14 protein-coding genes are annotated in these 16,868 nt (G+C 74.0%); 10 read left to right on the top strand and 4 right to left on the bottom strand.

Going from position 1 to position 16,868, the window contains the following annotated elements; all coding sequences use genetic code 11:
- Positions 1 to 501 (bottom strand): SWIM zinc finger family protein (locus ABZX67_RS25195; RefSeq protein ID WP_355363979.1); only part of this gene is annotated, 501 nt, incomplete at its 3' end.
- Between the two features lie 119 nt (positions 502 to 620).
- Between ABZX67_RS25195 and ABZX67_RS25190 the strand changes: the two genes are divergently transcribed.
- From ABZX67_RS25190 to sucD, 7 genes are all read left to right on the top strand, one after another.
- The gene (locus ABZX67_RS25190; protein ID WP_355363976.1) at positions 621 to 1,766 is read left to right on the top strand and encodes an AAA family ATPase; all 1,146 of its coding nucleotides are present in this window, start codon (positions 621 to 623) and stop codon (positions 1,764 to 1,766) included.
- Entirely contained in the window at positions 1,763 to 4,150 is a 2,388-nt protein-coding gene (locus ABZX67_RS25185; protein ID WP_355363973.1) for a DUF5682 family protein, read from the top strand. Before ABZX67_RS25190 ends, ABZX67_RS25185 begins: the two co-directional genes overlap by 4 nt.
- Positions 4,147 to 5,310 carry a VWA domain-containing protein gene (locus ABZX67_RS25180; protein WP_355363970.1) on the top strand — a complete coding sequence of 388 codons (1,164 nt, stop codon included), beginning with the start codon at positions 4,147 to 4,149 and terminating at the stop codon, positions 5,308 to 5,310. The genes ABZX67_RS25185 and ABZX67_RS25180 overlap by 4 nt, the downstream gene beginning before the upstream one ends.
- Positions 5,311 to 5,411: 101 nt before the next feature.
- Positions 5,412 to 6,320: a hypothetical protein gene (locus ABZX67_RS25175; RefSeq protein WP_355363967.1), complete on the top strand. Its 909-nt coding sequence runs from the start codon at positions 5,412 to 5,414 to the stop codon at positions 6,318 to 6,320.
- Positions 6,321 to 6,437: 117 nt separating this feature from the next.
- Positions 6,438 to 7,373, top strand: coding sequence for a hypothetical protein (locus ABZX67_RS25170; RefSeq protein ID WP_355363964.1), 936 nt, complete (start codon positions 6,438 to 6,440; stop codon positions 7,371 to 7,373).
- A 296-nt stretch (positions 7,374 to 7,669) separates the two neighbouring features.
- Positions 7,670 to 8,848 carry an ADP-forming succinate--CoA ligase subunit beta gene (gene sucC, locus ABZX67_RS25165; RefSeq protein ID WP_355363961.1) on the top strand — a complete coding sequence of 393 codons (1,179 nt, stop codon included), beginning with the start codon at positions 7,670 to 7,672 and terminating at the stop codon, positions 8,846 to 8,848.
- Positions 8,849 to 8,872: 24 nt separating this feature from the next.
- The gene (sucD, locus tag ABZX67_RS25160; protein WP_355363958.1) at positions 8,873 to 9,757 is read left to right on the top strand and encodes a succinate--CoA ligase subunit alpha; all 885 of its coding nucleotides are present in this window, start codon (positions 8,873 to 8,875) and stop codon (positions 9,755 to 9,757) included.
- Between the two features lie 99 nt (positions 9,758 to 9,856).
- Here sucD and ABZX67_RS25155 read toward each other — a convergent pair whose 3' ends face one another.
- Complete coding sequence (locus tag ABZX67_RS25155; RefSeq protein ID WP_355363955.1) at positions 9,857 to 11,248, bottom strand: helix-turn-helix domain-containing protein; 1,392 nt, start codon at positions 11,246 to 11,248, stop codon at positions 9,857 to 9,859.
- 116 nt (positions 11,249 to 11,364) lie between these two features.
- Between ABZX67_RS25155 and ABZX67_RS25150 the strand changes: the two genes are divergently transcribed.
- On the top strand, positions 11,365 to 12,834 hold the full coding sequence (locus tag ABZX67_RS25150; RefSeq protein WP_355363952.1) for a DUF6350 family protein: 1,470 nt from the start codon (positions 11,365 to 11,367) through the stop codon (positions 12,832 to 12,834).
- Between the two features lie 7 nt (positions 12,835 to 12,841).
- On the opposite strand, the gene ABZX67_RS25145 is transcribed toward ABZX67_RS25150, so the two are convergent.
- The gene (locus ABZX67_RS25145; protein WP_355363949.1) at positions 12,842 to 13,609 is read right to left on the bottom strand and encodes a hypothetical protein; all 768 of its coding nucleotides are present in this window, start codon (positions 13,607 to 13,609) and stop codon (positions 12,842 to 12,844) included.
- Positions 13,610 to 13,837: 228 nt separating this feature from the next.
- Here ABZX67_RS25145 and purN point away from each other — a divergent pair, with 228 nt between their 5' ends.
- Positions 13,838 to 14,464: a phosphoribosylglycinamide formyltransferase gene (purN, locus tag ABZX67_RS25140; RefSeq protein ID WP_355363946.1), complete on the top strand. Its 627-nt coding sequence runs from the start codon at positions 13,838 to 13,840 to the stop codon at positions 14,462 to 14,464.
- Entirely contained in the window at positions 14,451 to 16,004 is a 1,554-nt protein-coding gene (purH, locus tag ABZX67_RS25135) for a bifunctional phosphoribosylaminoimidazolecarboxamide formyltransferase/IMP cyclohydrolase (protein ID WP_355363943.1), read from the top strand. Before purN ends, purH begins: the two co-directional genes overlap by 14 nt.
- A 145-nt stretch (positions 16,005 to 16,149) precedes the next feature.
- Here the strand turns inward: purH and ABZX67_RS25130 are convergent, their stop codons facing one another.
- Entirely contained in the window at positions 16,150 to 16,734 is a 585-nt protein-coding gene (locus ABZX67_RS25130) for a hypothetical protein (RefSeq protein ID WP_355363940.1), read from the bottom strand.
- Positions 16,735 to 16,868: the final 134 nt, after the last annotated feature.

The following is a 16,868-nucleotide window of genomic DNA, read 5'->3' as shown; positions in this document are numbered from 1 at the left end:
GCGCCGCTTTTCGCCGTGGCCGCGCACCAACTCCGTCGCGCCCCCGTTTATCCCGCCCGACCGGCGCGCGCCGCGCCTCCGCGCCGCCTCGGGGTCGGCGGACTTGGGTGCGTGGGCGCCGGCCGCGTCCCCTCCTTCGCGGCCGGCGGCCCGCTCCCGGCGCCCGGCGAGCCACTGCTCGGCCCACTCGGGCGCGGTCTCGGCGCGGGGCACGGCTTGCTCGTCCGATGCCCAGAGCAGCAGCAGCCCCAGCGCGTGCTTGCACGGGAACTTCCGGCTCGGACAACTGCACTTGTACGCCGGGCCGGTGGTGTCCACGATCGTCTGGTACGGCTTGCTCCCGCTGCCCTTGCACAGGCCCCAGACGGCCCCCGCGCCGCTGCCGCCCGCATCGGACCACGGTCCGGCCGTGCCGAGTTTGCTTCCCGCTCTGCGTGAGGCGTCGTCAGGAGCCAGTGCCAGCACCTGTTCCGCCGTCCAGCGCACCCCCTGCTGATTCATGTCCCCGACGGTAGGCCCCACCACTGACAATCGGCTTTGACCTGCGTGAACGGCCGATTGTCAGTGGCATGGTGCACGGTGGACACCACACCCGGTCGCAACGATCTGGAGGGGGATCCATGACCGTGCCCGAAACCACCGAAGCCACCGCGTCCACCGGCGCGGAGGCCGCCGCGCCCACCGCCGCGGAGCCTCTGCGGCCGCACGCCGAGGACGCGTTCGCGGACGAGCTCACGGCGCTCGCGGCGGTCGACGACCGGCCCCGGCCCGCCCGCTGGCGGCTCTCGCCGTGGGCCGTCGCCACCTATCTCCTCGGCGGCACCCTCCCCGACGGCACCGTCATCACACCGAAGTACGTCGGCCCGCGCCGCATCGTCGAGGTCGCCGTCACCACGCTCGCCACCGACCGCGCCCTGCTCCTGCTCGGCGTGCCCGGCACCGCCAAGACCTGGGTCTCGGAGCACCTCGCCGCGGCGGTCAGCGGCGACTCCACGCTGCTCGTGCAGGGCACGGCGGGCACACCCGAGGAAGCCATCCGGTACGGGTGGAACTACGCGCAGCTGCTGGCCCACGGCCCCAGCCGGGACGCGCTGGTGCCCAGCCCCGTCATGCGCGCCATGGCCGAGGGCATGACGGCCCGGGTGGAGGAGCTCACCCGCATCCCGGCCGATGTGCAGGACACGCTCATCACCATCCTGTCCGAGAAGACGCTCCCCATCCCCGAGCTGGGCCAAGAGGTCCAGGCGGTACGGGGATTCAACCTGATCGCCACCGCCAACGACCGGGACCGCGGCGTCAACGACCTGTCCAGCGCCCTGCGCCGCCGCTTCAACACCGTCGTCCTGCCGCTGCCCGCGACACCGGAGGCCGAGGTCGACATCGTGTCGCGGCGCGTCGACCAGATAGGGCGCTCGCTCGACCTGCCCGCCACACCGGAGGGCATCGACGAGATCCGCCGGGTCGTCACCGTCTTCCGCGAGCTGCGCGACGGCGTCACCACCGACGGCCGCACCAAGCTCAAGTCCCCGTCGGGGACGCTCTCGACGGCCGAGGCGATCTCCGTCGTCACCGGCGGCCTCGCGCTCGCCGCGCACTTCGGCGACGGCGTGCTCCGCCCCGCCGACGTGGCCGCGGGCGTCCTCGGCGCGGTCGTCCGCGACCCGGCGGCCGACCGCGTCATCTGGCAGGAGTATCTGGAGACGGTCGTCCGCGAACGGGACGGCTGGAAGGACTTCTACCGCGCCTGCAGGGAGGTCTCGGCATGACGGCGACGGTGCGCGCGGCCGCCACGAAGCCGCTGCTGCTCGGCGTGCGGCACCACGGCCCGGGATCCGCCCGCTCGGTCAGGGCCGCCCTGGACGCCGCGAAGCCCCCGGCCGTGCTGATCGAGGGGCCGCCCGAGGGCGACGCGCTGCTCCCGCTCGCCGCCGACGAGCGGATGCGCCCGCCCGTCGCCCTGCTCGCGCACGCGGTGGACGACCCGGCCCGGGCCGCCTTCTGGCCGCTGGCGGAGTTCTCACCGGAGTGGGTCGCCCTCCGCTGGGCGCTCGAGCACGGCGTGCCCGTCCGCTTCATCGACCTGCCGGCCACCCACTCGCTGGCCATGGCGACGGATCCCACCTGGGGCGACGGGGACGAGGAGGAAGCCGACGGCGTACGCGTCGACCCGCTCGCCGTGCTCGCCGAGACCGCCGGGTACGACGACCCGGAGCGCTGGTGGGAGGACGTCGTCGAGCACCGCGGACCCCGCGGCCCGGTCGCGGCCCGCCACGGCCCCCCGGGCGGCGACGACGGCGGCACCGACCCCGTCGCCGTCTTCGACGGTCTCGCGGAGGCCATGTCCGCGCTGCGCGAGGCGTACGGACACGGCGGCCACCGCCGCGACCTGATCCGCGAGGCCTACATGCGGCTCCAGTTGCGCGCCGAGCGCAAGACGTACGGCGACGGCGTGGCCGTCGTGTGCGGCGCCTGGCACGTGCCGGCGCTCGCGGCGAAGAGCACCGTCACCGCCGACCGTGCCCTCCTCAAGGGCCTGCCCAAGGTCAAGGCCGAGATCACCTGGGTCCCGTGGACCCACCGCCGCCTCGCCCGGCACACCGGTTACGGCGCGGGCATCGACTCCCCAGGCTGGTACGGGCACCTGTTCGGCGCGCCCGACCGGCCCGTCGAGCGCTGGCTGACGAAGATCGCCGGGCTGCTGCGCGAGGAGGACCGGATCGTGTCCTCCGCCCATGTGATCGAGGCCGTACGGCTCGCCGGGACGCTCGCCGCCATGCGGGGCCGCCCGCTCGCCGGGCTCACCGAGACCATGGACGCCGTACGGGCGGTGATGTGCGACGGCTCCGACGTGCCGCTGGACCTCATCAGGGACCGCCTGATCGTCGGTGACGTGCTCGGCGAGGTGCCGGACAGCGCGCCCGCCGTCCCGCTGCAACGGGACCTGACCCGGCTTCAGCGCGGCCTGCGCCTCAAACCGGAGGCGCTGGAGCGCGAGCTCGACCTCGACCTGCGCAAGGAGACGGACGCGGAGCGCAGCCGGCTCCTGCACCGGCTGCGGCTGCTCGGCGTCGACTGGGGCGAACAGGCCGGCGGGCGCGGCTCCACCGGCACCTTCCGGGAGAGCTGGCGGCTGCGCTGGCAGCCGGAGCTGCACGTGCGCGTGGCGGAGGCCGGCGTGTGGGGCACCACGGTGCTCGCCGCCGCCACCGCCAAGGCCGAGTCGCTGGCGGTGTCGGCCACCGCGCTGGCCGACGTCACCGCGCTCGCCGAGCGGTGCCTACTGGCCGGGCTGCCCGACGCGCTGCCCGTGGTGATGAAGGCGCTCGCCGACCGGGCCGCGCTCGACGCGGACGTCGGCCACCTCGCCCAGGCGCTGCCCGCACTGGCCCGCTCCCTGCGGTACGGCGACGTGCGGGCCACGGACACGGCCGCGCTCGGGGAGGTCGCCACCGGCCTCGCGCTGCGCGTCTGCGTCGGCCTGCCGCCCGCCTGCGGGGGGCTCGACGCGGACGGCGCCGCCGAGATGCGCGGCCACCTCGACGGCGTCCACACCGCCATCCGGCTCCTGCCGGAGGCCGAGGAGGTCACCGCCCGCTGGGGCACCGTCCTGCGCGGGCTCGCCGACCGGGACACCGTTCCCGGAGTGATACGCGGGCGGGCCGCCCGGCTGCTGCTGGACGACGGGCGGCTCGCCGAGGAAGAGGCGGCCCGGCTGATGGGCCTCGCCCTCTCGCCCGGCACGCCACCGGCCGAGGCGGCCGCCTGGATCGAGGGATTCGTCGGCGGCGGCCCCGGAGCCGGTTCCTCCTGCGGCGGCATGCTCCTCGTCCACGACGAGCGGCTGCTGGGCCTGGTCGACGCCTGGCTGACCGGGGTCCCGGCGGAGGCGTTCACCGATGTGCTGCCGCTGCTGCGGCGCACGTTCGGGGCGTACGAACCGGGTGTGCGGCGCACGCTCGGCGAGCTGGTGCGGCGCGGCCCGGCGGCGCCCGGCACACCAACGGCGGGCGCCGCCGCCGAGCCCGGCGCGCCGGGTTTCGGCCCGGGCCTGGACGAGGAGCGCGCTGACGCCGTGACGGGGCTGGTGCGGCTGCTGCTCGGCAAGCTCGGAGAGACCGAACAAAACGACCTGGTGGGGGCGGGACGATGAACGACCGTGACGACGAGCGGCTGCGGCGCTGGCGGCTGGTGCTCGGCGGGGGAGCGGCCGACGGGACCGGCCGCGCGCTCGCCGGGACCGACGCCGCGATGGACGGCGCCCTGGCCGCCCTCTACGGCGAGAGCGGCGGCCGGGGCAGGACCGGGCGGGACCGTTCGGCGGGCCTCGGCGCGTCGGCGCCGTCGGTCGCGCGCTGGCTCGGCGACATCCGGACGTACTTCCCGAGCTCCGTCGTCCAGGTCATGCAGCGCGACGCGATCGACCGCCTCGGTCTGTCGACCCTGCTGCTGGAGCCGGAGATGCTCGAGGCGGTCGAGGCCGACGTCCACCTCGTCGGCACGCTCCTCTCGCTCAACAAGGCGATGCCCGAGACGACGAAGGAGACCGCACGGGCCGTCGTCCGCAAGGTCGTCGAGGACCTGGAGAAGCGGCTCGCCAGCCGCACCCGCGCCACGCTCACCGGCGCGCTCGACCGCAGTGCGCGCGTCAGCCGCCCCCGCCACCGGGACATCGACTGGGACCGGACGATCCGGGCGAACCTCAAGAACTACCTCCCGGAGCACCGCACCGTGGTGCCCGAGCGGCTCATCGGCTACGGACGCGCCTCCCAGTCGGTCAAGAAGGACGTCGTCCTGTGCATCGACCAGTCCGGGTCGATGGCGGCGTCCGTCGTCTACGCCTCGGTCTTCGGAGCGGTGCTGGCCTCCATGCGCTCCCTCGCCACCCGACTCGTCGTGTTCGACACCGCCGTCGTCGACCTCACCGACCAGCTCGACGACCCGGTCGACGTCCTCTTCGGCACCCAGCTCGGCGGCGGCACGGACATCAACAGGGCGCTGGCGTACTGCCAGTCGCGGATCACCCGCCCCGCCGACACCGTCGTCGTCCTCATCAGCGACCTCTACGAAGGCGGCATCCGCGACGAGATGCTCAAGCGGGTGGCCGCCATGAAGGCGTCCGGCGTGCAGTTCGTGGCGCTGCTCGCGCTCTCCGACGAAGGCACCCCGGCGTACGACCGCGAGCACGCGGCGGCGCTCGCCGCGCTCGGCGCCCCGGCGTTCGCCTGCACCCCGGACCTCTTCCCCGAGGTGATGGCCGCCGCGATCGAGAAGCGCCCCCTGCCCATACCGGACATGGCGACTCATCAGTAACACCGGACTTGCGTGACCCCCCGAGGCTCGTGCAAGCATCAGCGCGCCGTATGCGGAGTCCGAACCTCGACTTCCGCCGCCCTGGAAGGACTCCGAACGCCGTGACCGCCGCAGCAGCCGTGCCGGTTGCCGCCCTGCGCCTGGTGCGCGGAGCGGCCCGGCGGCACGCCTTGCTGCGCCGCACGCTCGGCGCGCGGGCGCTGACCGCCGCGCTGTTCCTCGGCGGACTGCTCGCGCTGGGCTTCCTCTGTGGCGGCCAGGCGTACGCGGCGGAGGGCACGGCAGGCACGGCGGTCTCGGGCACGGAAGCCACACCGGTCTCCGCCGAGCGGCTCCGCGCCACCGTGCCGCAGACCGCCGCGCCCCGCGCCACGGACGCCGTTCGCGAGGTCGCCGGCCGTACCGCCGAAGCCGCCCAATCCGCCGAGCCCGTCGGCGGGGCCGTCGCCCTCGCCACCGGGGCGGTGCGGGACCTCGGCCCAAACCTCACCGGAGCCCTGCCGGCGGCTCCCGTCGAGCGCCCCTCGGCGCCCGGCCTGCCCGAGCTTCCGGCGGCGCCCGAGCTGCCGCAGGCCCCGGTACCCGCCGAGGCGGAAAGCCCCGGCGCGGAAACCGTTGCCGGGACCGCGATCGCCGCGACCGGAAGCGGTGCCGGCACGGCCTCCGCGACCCCGGCTGCCTCGCACGCGGGCACCGCCACCCCGGCGTGGCCGTACGCCGCCCACGCGAGCGGCGAGCGCCTACGTACGTACGGCGAGTACGGCGAGGACCGCCGGGCCGTCGCGCGTCCCGCGACGCCGCCCGCCGCCCCCGAGCCGTGCCCCGGCGGCGCGTGCCTCCAGACCGCCGGCGCCGTCGCCGGTGACAGCGGCTCGCCGCGCGGCGGCGACCAGCACGCCACGGGGTCGGCGTCGCTCCCGTACCCCGGGCCCGTACGCGGCGCCGGACTGCCGGCGACCGTCGCGCCGGTCCACGACCGACCGCACGACATCCTCGAATTCCCCGGCTAGGGCAGACCGTCCCCCGTCAGGACGCCCAGGACCTGCCGCGCGGGGGCGGGACAGGTCTGCCCGCCGTCACCCCATCGGTGACCCCACACACGGAATTCGAAGGAACCGACGCACCCCATGAACAAGAACATCCGCCGTTCCATAGCCGTCGCCGCCACCGCCACCGGCATGTGGGCCATCGGCACCGCGGCCGCCAGCGCGGCCGAGGTGAAGGTCTCCGTCCCGCTGTCGACCGCGGACAAGGTCGTCGACGCGGTCGAGGACACGGCCCAGGACACCGCCCAGGACGTCACGCAGGACGCCAAGGCCGATGTGAACGCCGTCGCGTCCGCCACCACGCCCACCGTCCAGAACGTCCAGGGCACCGCGCAGGGCGCGGTCCAGGGCCTCACCCAGGACGTCCAGGCCGATGTCCAGTACGCGCAGGGCGTCGCCACCCCGGCCGTGGACACCACCGTCGACACCGCCACGGGCGAGATCGACTACCTCTTCGGCCCCCTCACCTCCTTCGCCCACGAGGTCCAGGGCGACCCGGTCGGCACCGCGACCCCGATCCTCGACGGCGTCGCCCAGGACGTCCTGCCGCCCATCGCCGACCGCGCCGTCGACGGAGCCGTCCCGGTCGCGGGCCAGGCCGTCGGTGACGCCGGCTCCCTCGCCCAGGGCGCCGTCTCCGGTGTGCAGCCCTTCGTGGGCGGTGTCGTCGCGGACGTCCAGCCGCTGGCGTACGGCGTGACCGGCGAGGTCCAGCCGTTCGCGTACGGGGTGACGGGCTCGGTGCAGCCGTTCGTCCAGGCGGTCGTCGACACCGTCGCCGACCACGTCCAGCCGGTCGTCGACGGCGTCGGCGGCAGCGCCACCGGTCTGGCGTACGGCGTGACGGGCGAGGTCCAGCCGTTCGCGGGCGGCGTCACCGGTGACGCACAGACGTTCGGGCAGGCCCTCGTCTCGCACGTCACCGCCGACGTCCAGCCGCTCTCCGCCAACGCCGTCACCGGCGTCCAGTCCACCGTCCAGTCGGTCACCCCGGACTACCTCCCCTACGGCGGCTGATCCGATCGGCGCTTGATCCGCTACGTACGAAATCCGTAGCAACGGGCGGTCTCACAACCAGTGAGGCCGCCCGTTTGAGCTCCACTCCTGTGATCGGTATCACCGCGCGGGTGTGACCTGTGATTTAGGGACCCAGCTCCTACGGGGATAACCTGCGAGACGGACATGCCGCGTCCACGGACACCGTGTACGCCTCCCTTGTGACAGCGCAGTCACGTTGCCCTCCGCCCGGTCCGGGCGCGCGGCACGCCCACGCAGACAACGAACCGCGATCACCAGAAAAGGGACGGACGCGCGTGGACCTGTTCGAGTACCAGGCGAGGGACCTCTTCGCCAAGCACGGTGTACCGGTGCTGGCCGGTGAAGTCATCGACACGCCTGAGGCGGCGCGCGAGGCGACCGAGCGACTGGGCGGCCGTTCGGTCGTCAAGGCGCAGGTGAAGGTCGGCGGCCGCGGCAAGGCCGGCGGCGTCAAGCTGGCTGCCAGCCCCGACGAGGCCGTCGCCCGCGCGACGGACATTCTCGGCATGGACATCAAGGGCCACACGGTCCACAAGGTGATGATCGCCGAGACGGCACCCGAGATCGCCGAGGAGTACTACGTCTCGTACCTCCTCGACCGCACCAACCGCACCTTCCTCGCCATGGCCTCCGTCGAGGGCGGCATGGACATCGAGGAGGTCGCGGCCACCAAGCCCGAGGCCCTGGCGAAGATCCCGGTCGACGCCAACGAGGGCGTCACCGAGGCCAAGGCCCGCGAGATCGTCGAGGCCGCGAAGTTCCCGGCCGAGGTCAAGGACCAGGTCGCCGAGATCCTCGTGACCCTGTGGAAGACCTTCGTCGCCGAGGACGCCCTCCTCGTCGAGGTCAACCCGCTGGCCAAGGTCGCCGACGGCCGGGTCATCGCCCTCGACGGCAAGGTGTCCCTGGACGCCAACGCCGACTTCCGCCACCCCGAGCACGCCGAGCTCGAGGACAAGGCCGCAGCCAACCCGCTCGAGGCTGCCGCCAAGGCCAAGGGCCTCAACTACGTCAAGCTGGACGGCGAGGTCGGCATCATCGGCAACGGCGCCGGCCTGGTCATGTCGACGCTCGACGTCGTCGCGTACGCCGGTGAGGCGCACGGCGGCGTCAAGCCGGCCAACTTCCTCGACATCGGCGGCGGCGCCTCCGCCGAGGTCATGGCGAACGGCCTCGAGATCATCCTCGGGGACCCCGACGTCAAGTCCGTCTTCGTCAACGTCTTCGGCGGCATCACCGCCTGCGACGAGGTCGCCAACGGCATCGTCCAGGCCCTGGAGCTGCTGTCCTCGCGCGGCGAGGACGTCACCAAGCCGCTGGTCGTGCGCCTCGACGGCAACAACGCGGAGCTGGGTCGCAAGATCCTGTCGGACGCCAACCACCCGCTGGTGCAGCGCGTGGACACCATGGACGGCGCGGCCGACAAGGCCGCCGAGCTCGCGGCTGCGAAGTAAAAGGGACGAGGTCACAGACACACCATGGCTATCTTCCTCACCAAGGACAGCAAGGTCATCGTCCAGGGCATGACCGGCGCCACGGGCATGAAGCACACCAAGCTCATGCTCGGTGACGGCACCAACATCGTCGGTGGCGTGAACCCGCGCAAGGCGGGCACGACGGTCGACTTCGACGGCACCGAGGTGCCCGTCTTCGGCTCGGTCGCCGAGGCGATGGAGAAGACCGGGGCCGACGTCTCCGTCCTCTTCGTGCCGCCGGCCTTCGCGAAGTCCGCCGTCGTCGAGGCCATCGACGCCGAGATCCCGCTGGCCGTCGTCATCACCGAGGGCATCGCGGTCCACGACTCCGCCGCCTTCTACGCGTACGCCGTCGAGAAGGGCAACAAGACCCGGATCATCGGCCCGAACTGCCCCGGCCTCATCACGCCGGGCCAGTCCAACGCGGGCATCATCCCCGGCGACATCACCAAGCCCGGCAAGATCGGTCTGGTGTCCAAGTCCGGCACGCTGACGTACCAGATGATGTACGAGCTGCGCGACATCGGCTTCACGTCGTGCGTCGGCATCGGCGGCGACCCGGTCATCGGCACCACCCACATCGACGCGCTCGCGGCCTTCGAGGCCGACCCCGAGACCGAGCTGATCGTGATGATCGGTGAGATCGGCGGCGACGCGGAGGAGCGGGCGGCCGACTTCATCAAGGCCAACGTCACCAAGCCGGTCGTCGGCTACGTCGCGGGCTTCACCGCCCCCGAGGGCAAGACGATGGGCCACGCCGGTGCGATCGTGTCCGGTTCGTCCGGCACCGCGCAGGCGAAGAAGGAGGCCCTCGAGGCCGCGGGCGTCCAGGTCGGCAAGACGCCGACCGAGACGGCCAAGCTGGCGCGCGCCATCCTCGCCGGCTGAACCACCGGCTGAACCATCGGCTGAACCACGCCGTACGGCGACATCCCGCACAGCGGATGGGCCCGCTCCCGGATCTCCGGGGGCGGGCCCATCCGCGTCTCAGCGGGTGTCCGGCACGAGGCGCGGCGGGCCGGCGAACGGCTGCCCGCGCAGCGCGTCGCGCAGCTCCTCGTCCTCCGGCGTCAGCCGCTGCGGCCCGCTCAGCACCGGTACGCCGCTGACCGCCTCGCCCGGCGCGAGCGGGGGCTCGTACGCGGTCGGCGCCGTGGCCAGCGTGAACGCGGTCGCACCGACGATGAGCGTGGTCAGCCCGATCGCCGCCCGCGTCCAGAGCCGGGCGCGGCGTTCGCTGCCCGTGCGTACGGTGCGGGGCGCCGCCAGCACCATCGTCGGGCCCTTGGCCAGCAGCTCCGCGAGGCGTTCGTGGAGGGCGGCCGGGTCGGCCAGCTCGGGGAGCCGCTCGGCGACGGCGGCGCGCGCACCGAGGATGCGGTGCGCGGCGGCCGGGGTGCTCGCCTCCAGTTCGGCGGCGGTCTCCGGCAGGTCGATGCCGAGGCCGTCGTAGAGCACCAGGGCGCGGCGGTACGGCGGCGGCAGGTCGAGCACCGCGCCGCGCAGCGCCCGCGCGGCGCGGTCGGTGGTCGGCGGATCGGGGTGCCGGTGGGAGCGGCGCAGCCGGTGCCAGGGGGAGAGGGCGTACGCGTGCGCCGCCGCGCGCACCCACCCGGCGGGGTCCGGGTCGACGGCGACCTCCGGCCAGCGTTCCCAGGCGTGGTGGAAGGCGTACTCGACGGCCTCGCGCGCCAGCCGGCGCCGCCCGGTCAGGAGGTACGCCTGCTGGAGGATGACGGGGGCGGCGCAGGCGTACAGCGCGTCGAAGGCGTCGGAGGCCGTGGCGGGCGCCTCGGCAGCCTTGTCGGCCTCTTCTGCCTCGTCGGCATCCTCCGCCTCGGGTGCCCCCGACTCCTCGTCAGCCTCGTCTGCCTCAGGTGTCTCCGACTCCTCTTCTGCCTCCACCGCCTCGGGCGCGGTTTCCTCCGCGGTTTCCTCCGCAAGCTCCAGCTCCTGCGGCTGCTCCTGTGCCTCCTGCGGCTCCTGTCGGTCCCCCGGTTCCGGCTCCGGCTTCCGCGCGTGTGACGCGTCCGGCGCCGTGGCGCTCTGCGGGCGTCGGCGCTCGGCGCGCGGCGCCTGTTTGGAGGTGCGCGGCCGGGTCTGGTCCTTCGCGGCGGACTTCGCCGACGTCGCGGACTTGTTGGCGGGCTTCGCCGCCGCCGTGGCGGCCTCGTGCGCGCGCAGCAGTTTCACGTACGCCTCGCGCTTGCGCCCGCGCGGACTGGCGCGGCCCGTCTCCCAGGAGCGTACGGTCGCCTTGGTGACGCCGAGGACCTCGGCGACCTGGCTCTCGCTCATCGATCTCGCCTCGCGCAGTCGTCGCCGCTCCTTGGGGGACGGAAGCGGCGGCGCGGAGCGGGTGGTGGTGCTCTGGGTCATGGGAGACTCCCCGCGGCGCTGCTCGCGACGAAAAAGTACATAACCGTATATTGGGCGACACAGCGGGCAATCTCCCGTTACGCAGAGAAAGCGCGTGTCGTTGGCAGCATGGCGCCGTGACTCGCGCGACGGCCGTGACGGCCATGACCAGGATCACCGTGTGCGGTGTGCGCGGCGCGCTCGCCGCGGGGCTCGGGCTCGGCTCCGTCACCGTCCTGGTGATGGTGATGTGGATCAGCTCGCCCTACCCGGACCGGGGCCCGGGCGGGGCGCTGCACGTCGCCGCCGCGGTGTGGCTGCTGGCCCATGGGACGGAGCTGGTGCGGGCGGCCGGACCGCCGCCGGCCGGGGCGCCGGCCCCCGTCGGCGTCGTACCGCTGCTGCTGCTGGCGCTGCCGGGGTGGCTGGCGTACCGCACCACGCGCGACGCGTCGCCCGGCCCGGCGGCGGGCGTGGTGGGCGGGGTGACCGCGGGGTACGCGGTCGTCGGCGCGGGCGCCGTGGCGTACGCGGCCGGCGGCCCGCTGGCCCCGCAGCCGTTGAGCGCGGCGCTGCACCTGCCGCCGCTCGTCGCGCTCGCGGCGGCGGTCGGGGTGTGGACGGCGCACGGCCGCCCGGCCGGGCCGCTGCCGCGCCGGCTCCCCCGGTGGCTGCGCGTGGAGCTGGCGCGCTCCCGCACGGGCGTCGCGGCGCGTACCGCGGCGGCCGGCCTGCTGGCGCTGGTGGGCGGCGGAGCGCTCGTGGTGGCGGTGTCGCTGGTGTGGCACCTGGGCGCCGTGCGGGACGGGTTCGTGGGCCTCTCCGACACGTGGGCCGGGCGGACGGGGGTGCTGGTGCTGGCCCTCGCGCTGCTGCCGAACGCGGCGGTGTGGGGTGCGGCGTACGCGCTCGGCGCGGGATTCGCCCTCGGTACGGGCGCGGTGGCCACGCCGCTCGCGTTGGCGGGCGACCCGGCGGTGCCGCTCTTCCCGCTGCTCGCGGCGGTACCGGGGGAGGGGCGCGGCACCTGGCCGCACTGGGCGGCGGCGGGGGTCCCGGTGGTGGCGGGGCTGGTGGTCGCGTGGTTCGCGGGGCGCGCGGAGGAGCTGCGCCGCGCACGCGAGACGGTGCTGGCGGCCTGCGCGGCGGCGGTGCTGTGCGGTGCGGGCGCGGCGGTCCTGGGCGCGGCGGCGGGCGGGCCGCTGGGGGTGGGGCGGCTGGCGGAGTTCGGGCCCGTGGGGTGGCGCGTGGGCGCGGCGGCGCTGGCGTGGACGGCGGCCCTCGGCGTCCCGGGCGCGCTCGCCGTACGCGCCTGGCGCCTGCGGGGCACCGCCGCACCCCCGGTGCCTGTCCCGGCCCCGGCTCAGGCCGCCGTGCCCGCTGCGGTCCCCGTGCCGGGGCCCTCCGAGCAGGAGCGGACCGACGCCGACGAGGACTCCTTCGAGCCGTACGGGGTGCTCCCGGCGGCCTGGGAGACATCGGAGGACGCCGACGCCGACGCCCAGGCCCCGGACGCCGACGAGGCGGCTCCGGGGGAGGACACCCCCGACCCCCGGGACACCCCCGACTCCCCGGCCGCTGCCGAGGACCCGTCGCCCGGCCCGTGACCGCTCGCTACTCCTGTACGCCGAAGACGTCGCGCAGCGGCGTCGGCAGCAGCTCGTTGCAGGAGAGCTGGCCCGTCTTCGTCAGGGCGTCGTCCACGCAGGTGTAGTAGTCGCGGTAGACCAGCTGGACCGTGAAGGTCGCCGCCACGATCGCCAGGGCCAGCGTCGCCGTCACCAGGCCGCTGAGCGCGGCGGTGCGCTGCGGGCGGGCTCCGGGGCGCGCGCCCGCGGGGCCGGCCGGGGCTCCTGGAGCCGCCGGGGCGGCGGCACCCTCGGAGGCGGCGGCGGCCGGCGAGGCCGCGGGCTTGGCGCGCAGGGAACTGATGCCCCAGTAAAGGGCGAGGGCGCCGAGCAGCAGGGCGATCTCCGGGAAGTCGAAGAGCGCGAAGAAGAACGCCCACATGCCCGACAGGAGCGCGTAGCGGGCACGCCGCTGGGCCGGGTCCGTCGGGTCCCAGCGCAGTGCCGGGCCCTGCTGGTCACCGCCGGGCTTGCCGCCGGGGCCACCGCCCTGCTGCTCGCCGTTCGGGCGGCTGCCGAAGCCGCCGGAGGAGCGGCCCGGCTGCCGCGGGCTCCACTGGCTGCCCCAGGCGGGCCGCTCGGACTGGTCTCCCGTGTCCTCGTCGCCGTTCTCGGGGCGGCGCGGCTGCCACGGCTGGTCCGGCCGGCCCTCGGGCGGCGGCGCGAACGGATTGTTCTCGTCCCCGGACGTCGACGCGGACGTGGACGCGGGCGTGGACGTGGACTCCGTGGACGGGCGGCGGCGGTCCGGCATGTGGTGAACGTCTTCCCCTCAGGCCCCGTGTGCGCGAAGGGCCTTGTGTTGTCGTGTCCGTCCGTTCGGGACGGCTCCCTCCCAGACGCTACCCCCCGGCTCCGCCCCCGTCCCGTGGGGGCCGCTCGGTGTGCCGGTATCGTTGCTGACGGTCGGCTCGTTCGTAGAGTTCCCCGTGTCGAGGGGCGCGATTCATTCGTACGACCACACAAACAAGGAGTTTCCCCCGTGGCTGCCGCCCGCCTCGTCGTCCTTGTCTCCGGGTCGGGGACGAACCTGCAAGCTCTGCTCGACGCCATCGGTGACGACCCCGAGGCGTACGGAGCCGAGGTCGTCGCCGTCGGCGCCGACCGCGACGGCATCGCCGGACTGGAGCGGGCGGAGCGCGCCGGGCTGCCGACCTTCGTGTGCAGGGTCAAGGACCACGCGAGCCGCGACGACTGGGACCGCGCGCTCACCGAGGCGACCGCCGCGTACGCGCCGGATCTGATCGTCTCGGCCGGGTTCATGAAGATCCTCGGCAAGGAGTTCCTGTCCCGGTTCGGCGGGCGGATCGTCAATACGCACCCGGCCCTGCTGCCCAGTTTTCCCGGTGCCCACGGAGTGCGGGACGCGCTCGCGCACGGCGTGAAGGTCACCGGATGCACCGTCCACTTCGTCGACGACGGCGTCGACACCGGCCCGATCATCGCCCAGGGCGTGGTCGAGGTGCGGGAAGAGGACACGGAGGAGGGCGAAGCCGCCCTCCACGAGCGCATCAAGGAAGTCGAGCGCACGCTGCTCGTCGAGGTCGTGGGGCGTCTGGCCCGGCACGGCTACCGCATTGAGGGACGAAAGGTTCATGTCGGTGAATAAGCCCATCCGTCGCGCGTTGATCAGTGTCTACGACAAGACGGGGCTGGAGGAGCTCGCCCGCGGGCTGCACGAGAACGGCGTCGAGCTGGTCTCCACCGGCTCCACCGCCGCGAAGATCGCCGCCGCCGGGGTCCCGGTCACCAAGGTCGAGGAGCTCACCGGCTTCCCCGAGTGCCTGGACGGCCGCGTCAAGACCCTGCACCCGCGCGTGCACGCCGGAATCCTCGCCGACCTGCGCCTGGACGCGCACCGCGAGCAGCTCGCCGAGCTGGGCGTGGAGCCGTTCGAGCTGGTGGTCGTGAACCTCTACCCGTTCCGCGAGACGGTCGCCTCCGGCGCCACGCCGGACGAGTGCGTGGAGCAGATCGACATCGGCGGCCCCTCCATGGTCCGCGCCGCCGCCAAGAACCACCCCTCCGTCGCCGTCGTCACCTCCCCGGCGCGGTACGGCGACGTCCTCGCCGCCGTGCAGGCGGGCGGCTTCGACCTGGCCGCCCGCAAGCGCCTGGCCGCCGAGGCGTTCCAGCACACCGCCGCGTACGACGTCGCCGTCGCCTCCTGGTTCGCCGACGACTACGCCGCCGCGGACGACAGTGGTTTCCCCGACTTCCTTGGCGCCACGTACACCCGCGAGAACGTCCTGCGCTACGGCGAGAACCCGCACCAGGGCGCCGCGCTGTACGTCGACGGCACCGGCGGCCTCGCCGAGGCGGAGCAGCTGCACGGCAAGGAGATGTCGTACAACAACTACACGGACACCGACGCCGCGCGCCGGGCCGCGTACGACCACACCGAGCCGTGTGTCGCGATCATCAAGCACGCCAACCCCTGCGGCATCGCGATCGGCGCCGACGTCGCCGAGGCGCACCGCAAGGCGCACGCCTGCGACCCGCTGTCGGCCTTCGGCGGCGTGATCGCCGTCAACCGCCCGGTCTCCGTCGCCATGGCCGAGCAGGTCGCCGAGATCTTCACCGAGGTCATCGTCGCGCCCGACTACGAGGACGGCGCGGTCGAGGTGCTCGCCCGCAAGAAGAACATCCGCGTGCTGCGCGCCCCCGGCGCCCCGTCCGCCCCCGTCGAGGTCAAGCCGATCGACGGCGGCGCGCTGCTCCAGGTCACCGACCGCCTCCAGGCGGACGGCGACGACCCGGCCAACTGGACCCTCGCCACCGGTGAGGCGCTCTCCGCCGACGAGCTCGCCGAGCTGGCCTTCGCCTGGCGCGCCTGCCGCGCCGTCAAGTCCAACGCCACCCTGCTCGCCAAGGACGGCGCGAGCGTCGGCGTCGGCATGGGCCAGGTCAACCGCGTCGACTCCGCCAAGCTCGCCGTCGAGCGGGCGGGCGAGGAGCGGGCGCGCGGCTCGTACGCCGCGTCGGACGCGTTCTTCCCGTTCCCCGACGGTCTGGAGATCCTCACCGCGGCGGGCGTCAAGGCCGTGGTGCAGCCGGGCGGTTCGGTCCGTGACGAGCTGGTCGTCGAGGCGGCGAAGAAGGCGGGCGTGACGATGTACTTCACCGGCACGCGCCACTTCTTCCACTGACGCGGCAGACAGACAGGTGGACACCTGACACCTGACACCTGACAGCTGAAACGCCGAAGGCCGTAACCCGCCCCGGAGAGGGGGGTTACGGCCTTCGGCGTGCCGGAAGGGCTGGAAGGGCCCGGTGAAAGGCCCGGTGAAAGGCTCAGTACCGCGGGCGGTTGAACCAGGCGGCACCGTCCGCCTTGCCGACGAACACGGCGATGAGGATGGCCAGCACGGTGTGCACCAGGCCGATGAGCACGAACGGGTAGATGCCCAGCACGGCCGTGATGATGCCGAACACCAGCGCGGCGATGCGTATGCCGTTGCCGCCGGAGCCGAACTTGGCGCCCAGCACGATCGCGAAGATGCCCCAGGCGAGGATGAGCACGGTGACGAACCAGATCGCGCCGACCGACATGTCGGCGAGCTGCTGGAACTGGATGTCGTCCTTGAGCATCGGGTCGTTCTTGGCGGCGGCCATACCGACGGCGCCCAGGCCCGCGAAGATGGCGCCGATGATCTGGAAACCGGCGATGACGAAGAGCATGACGCGGGCGGCCTTGACGCCACCCGGCATCTCCTGAGGCGCGCCGGCGTAGCCGCCGCCGTACGCCGGGGCCGGCGGGGCGGCCGGGTAGCCGTAGCCGGGCTGCTGCGGCTGGCCCTGCTGCGGGTAGCCGTAACCCGGCTGCTGGGGCTGGCCCTGCGGCTGGCCGTAGGGGTTGTTCGGGTCGCCGAAACTCATGGCGTGTTCCTCCGTTGATGGGTGCGGGGACGGCGCGGCCCGCGCGGAGGAACGAACTTTCACATGTATTGAGCGGTTTGGCCCCCCGGCACTGCCCGCGGCACTGCGCGGCTCATCGTGGTCGTACCCTCTCC

Origin of the sequence: Streptomyces sp. NPDC003036 (genome assembly GCF_040611175.1) — a bacterium.
Classification (GTDB): domain Bacteria; phylum Actinomycetota; class Actinomycetes; order Streptomycetales; family Streptomycetaceae; genus Streptomyces.
The sequence above is the reverse complement of the archived record's forward strand: the minus strand, read 5'-3'. Positions and strand labels throughout refer to the sequence as shown.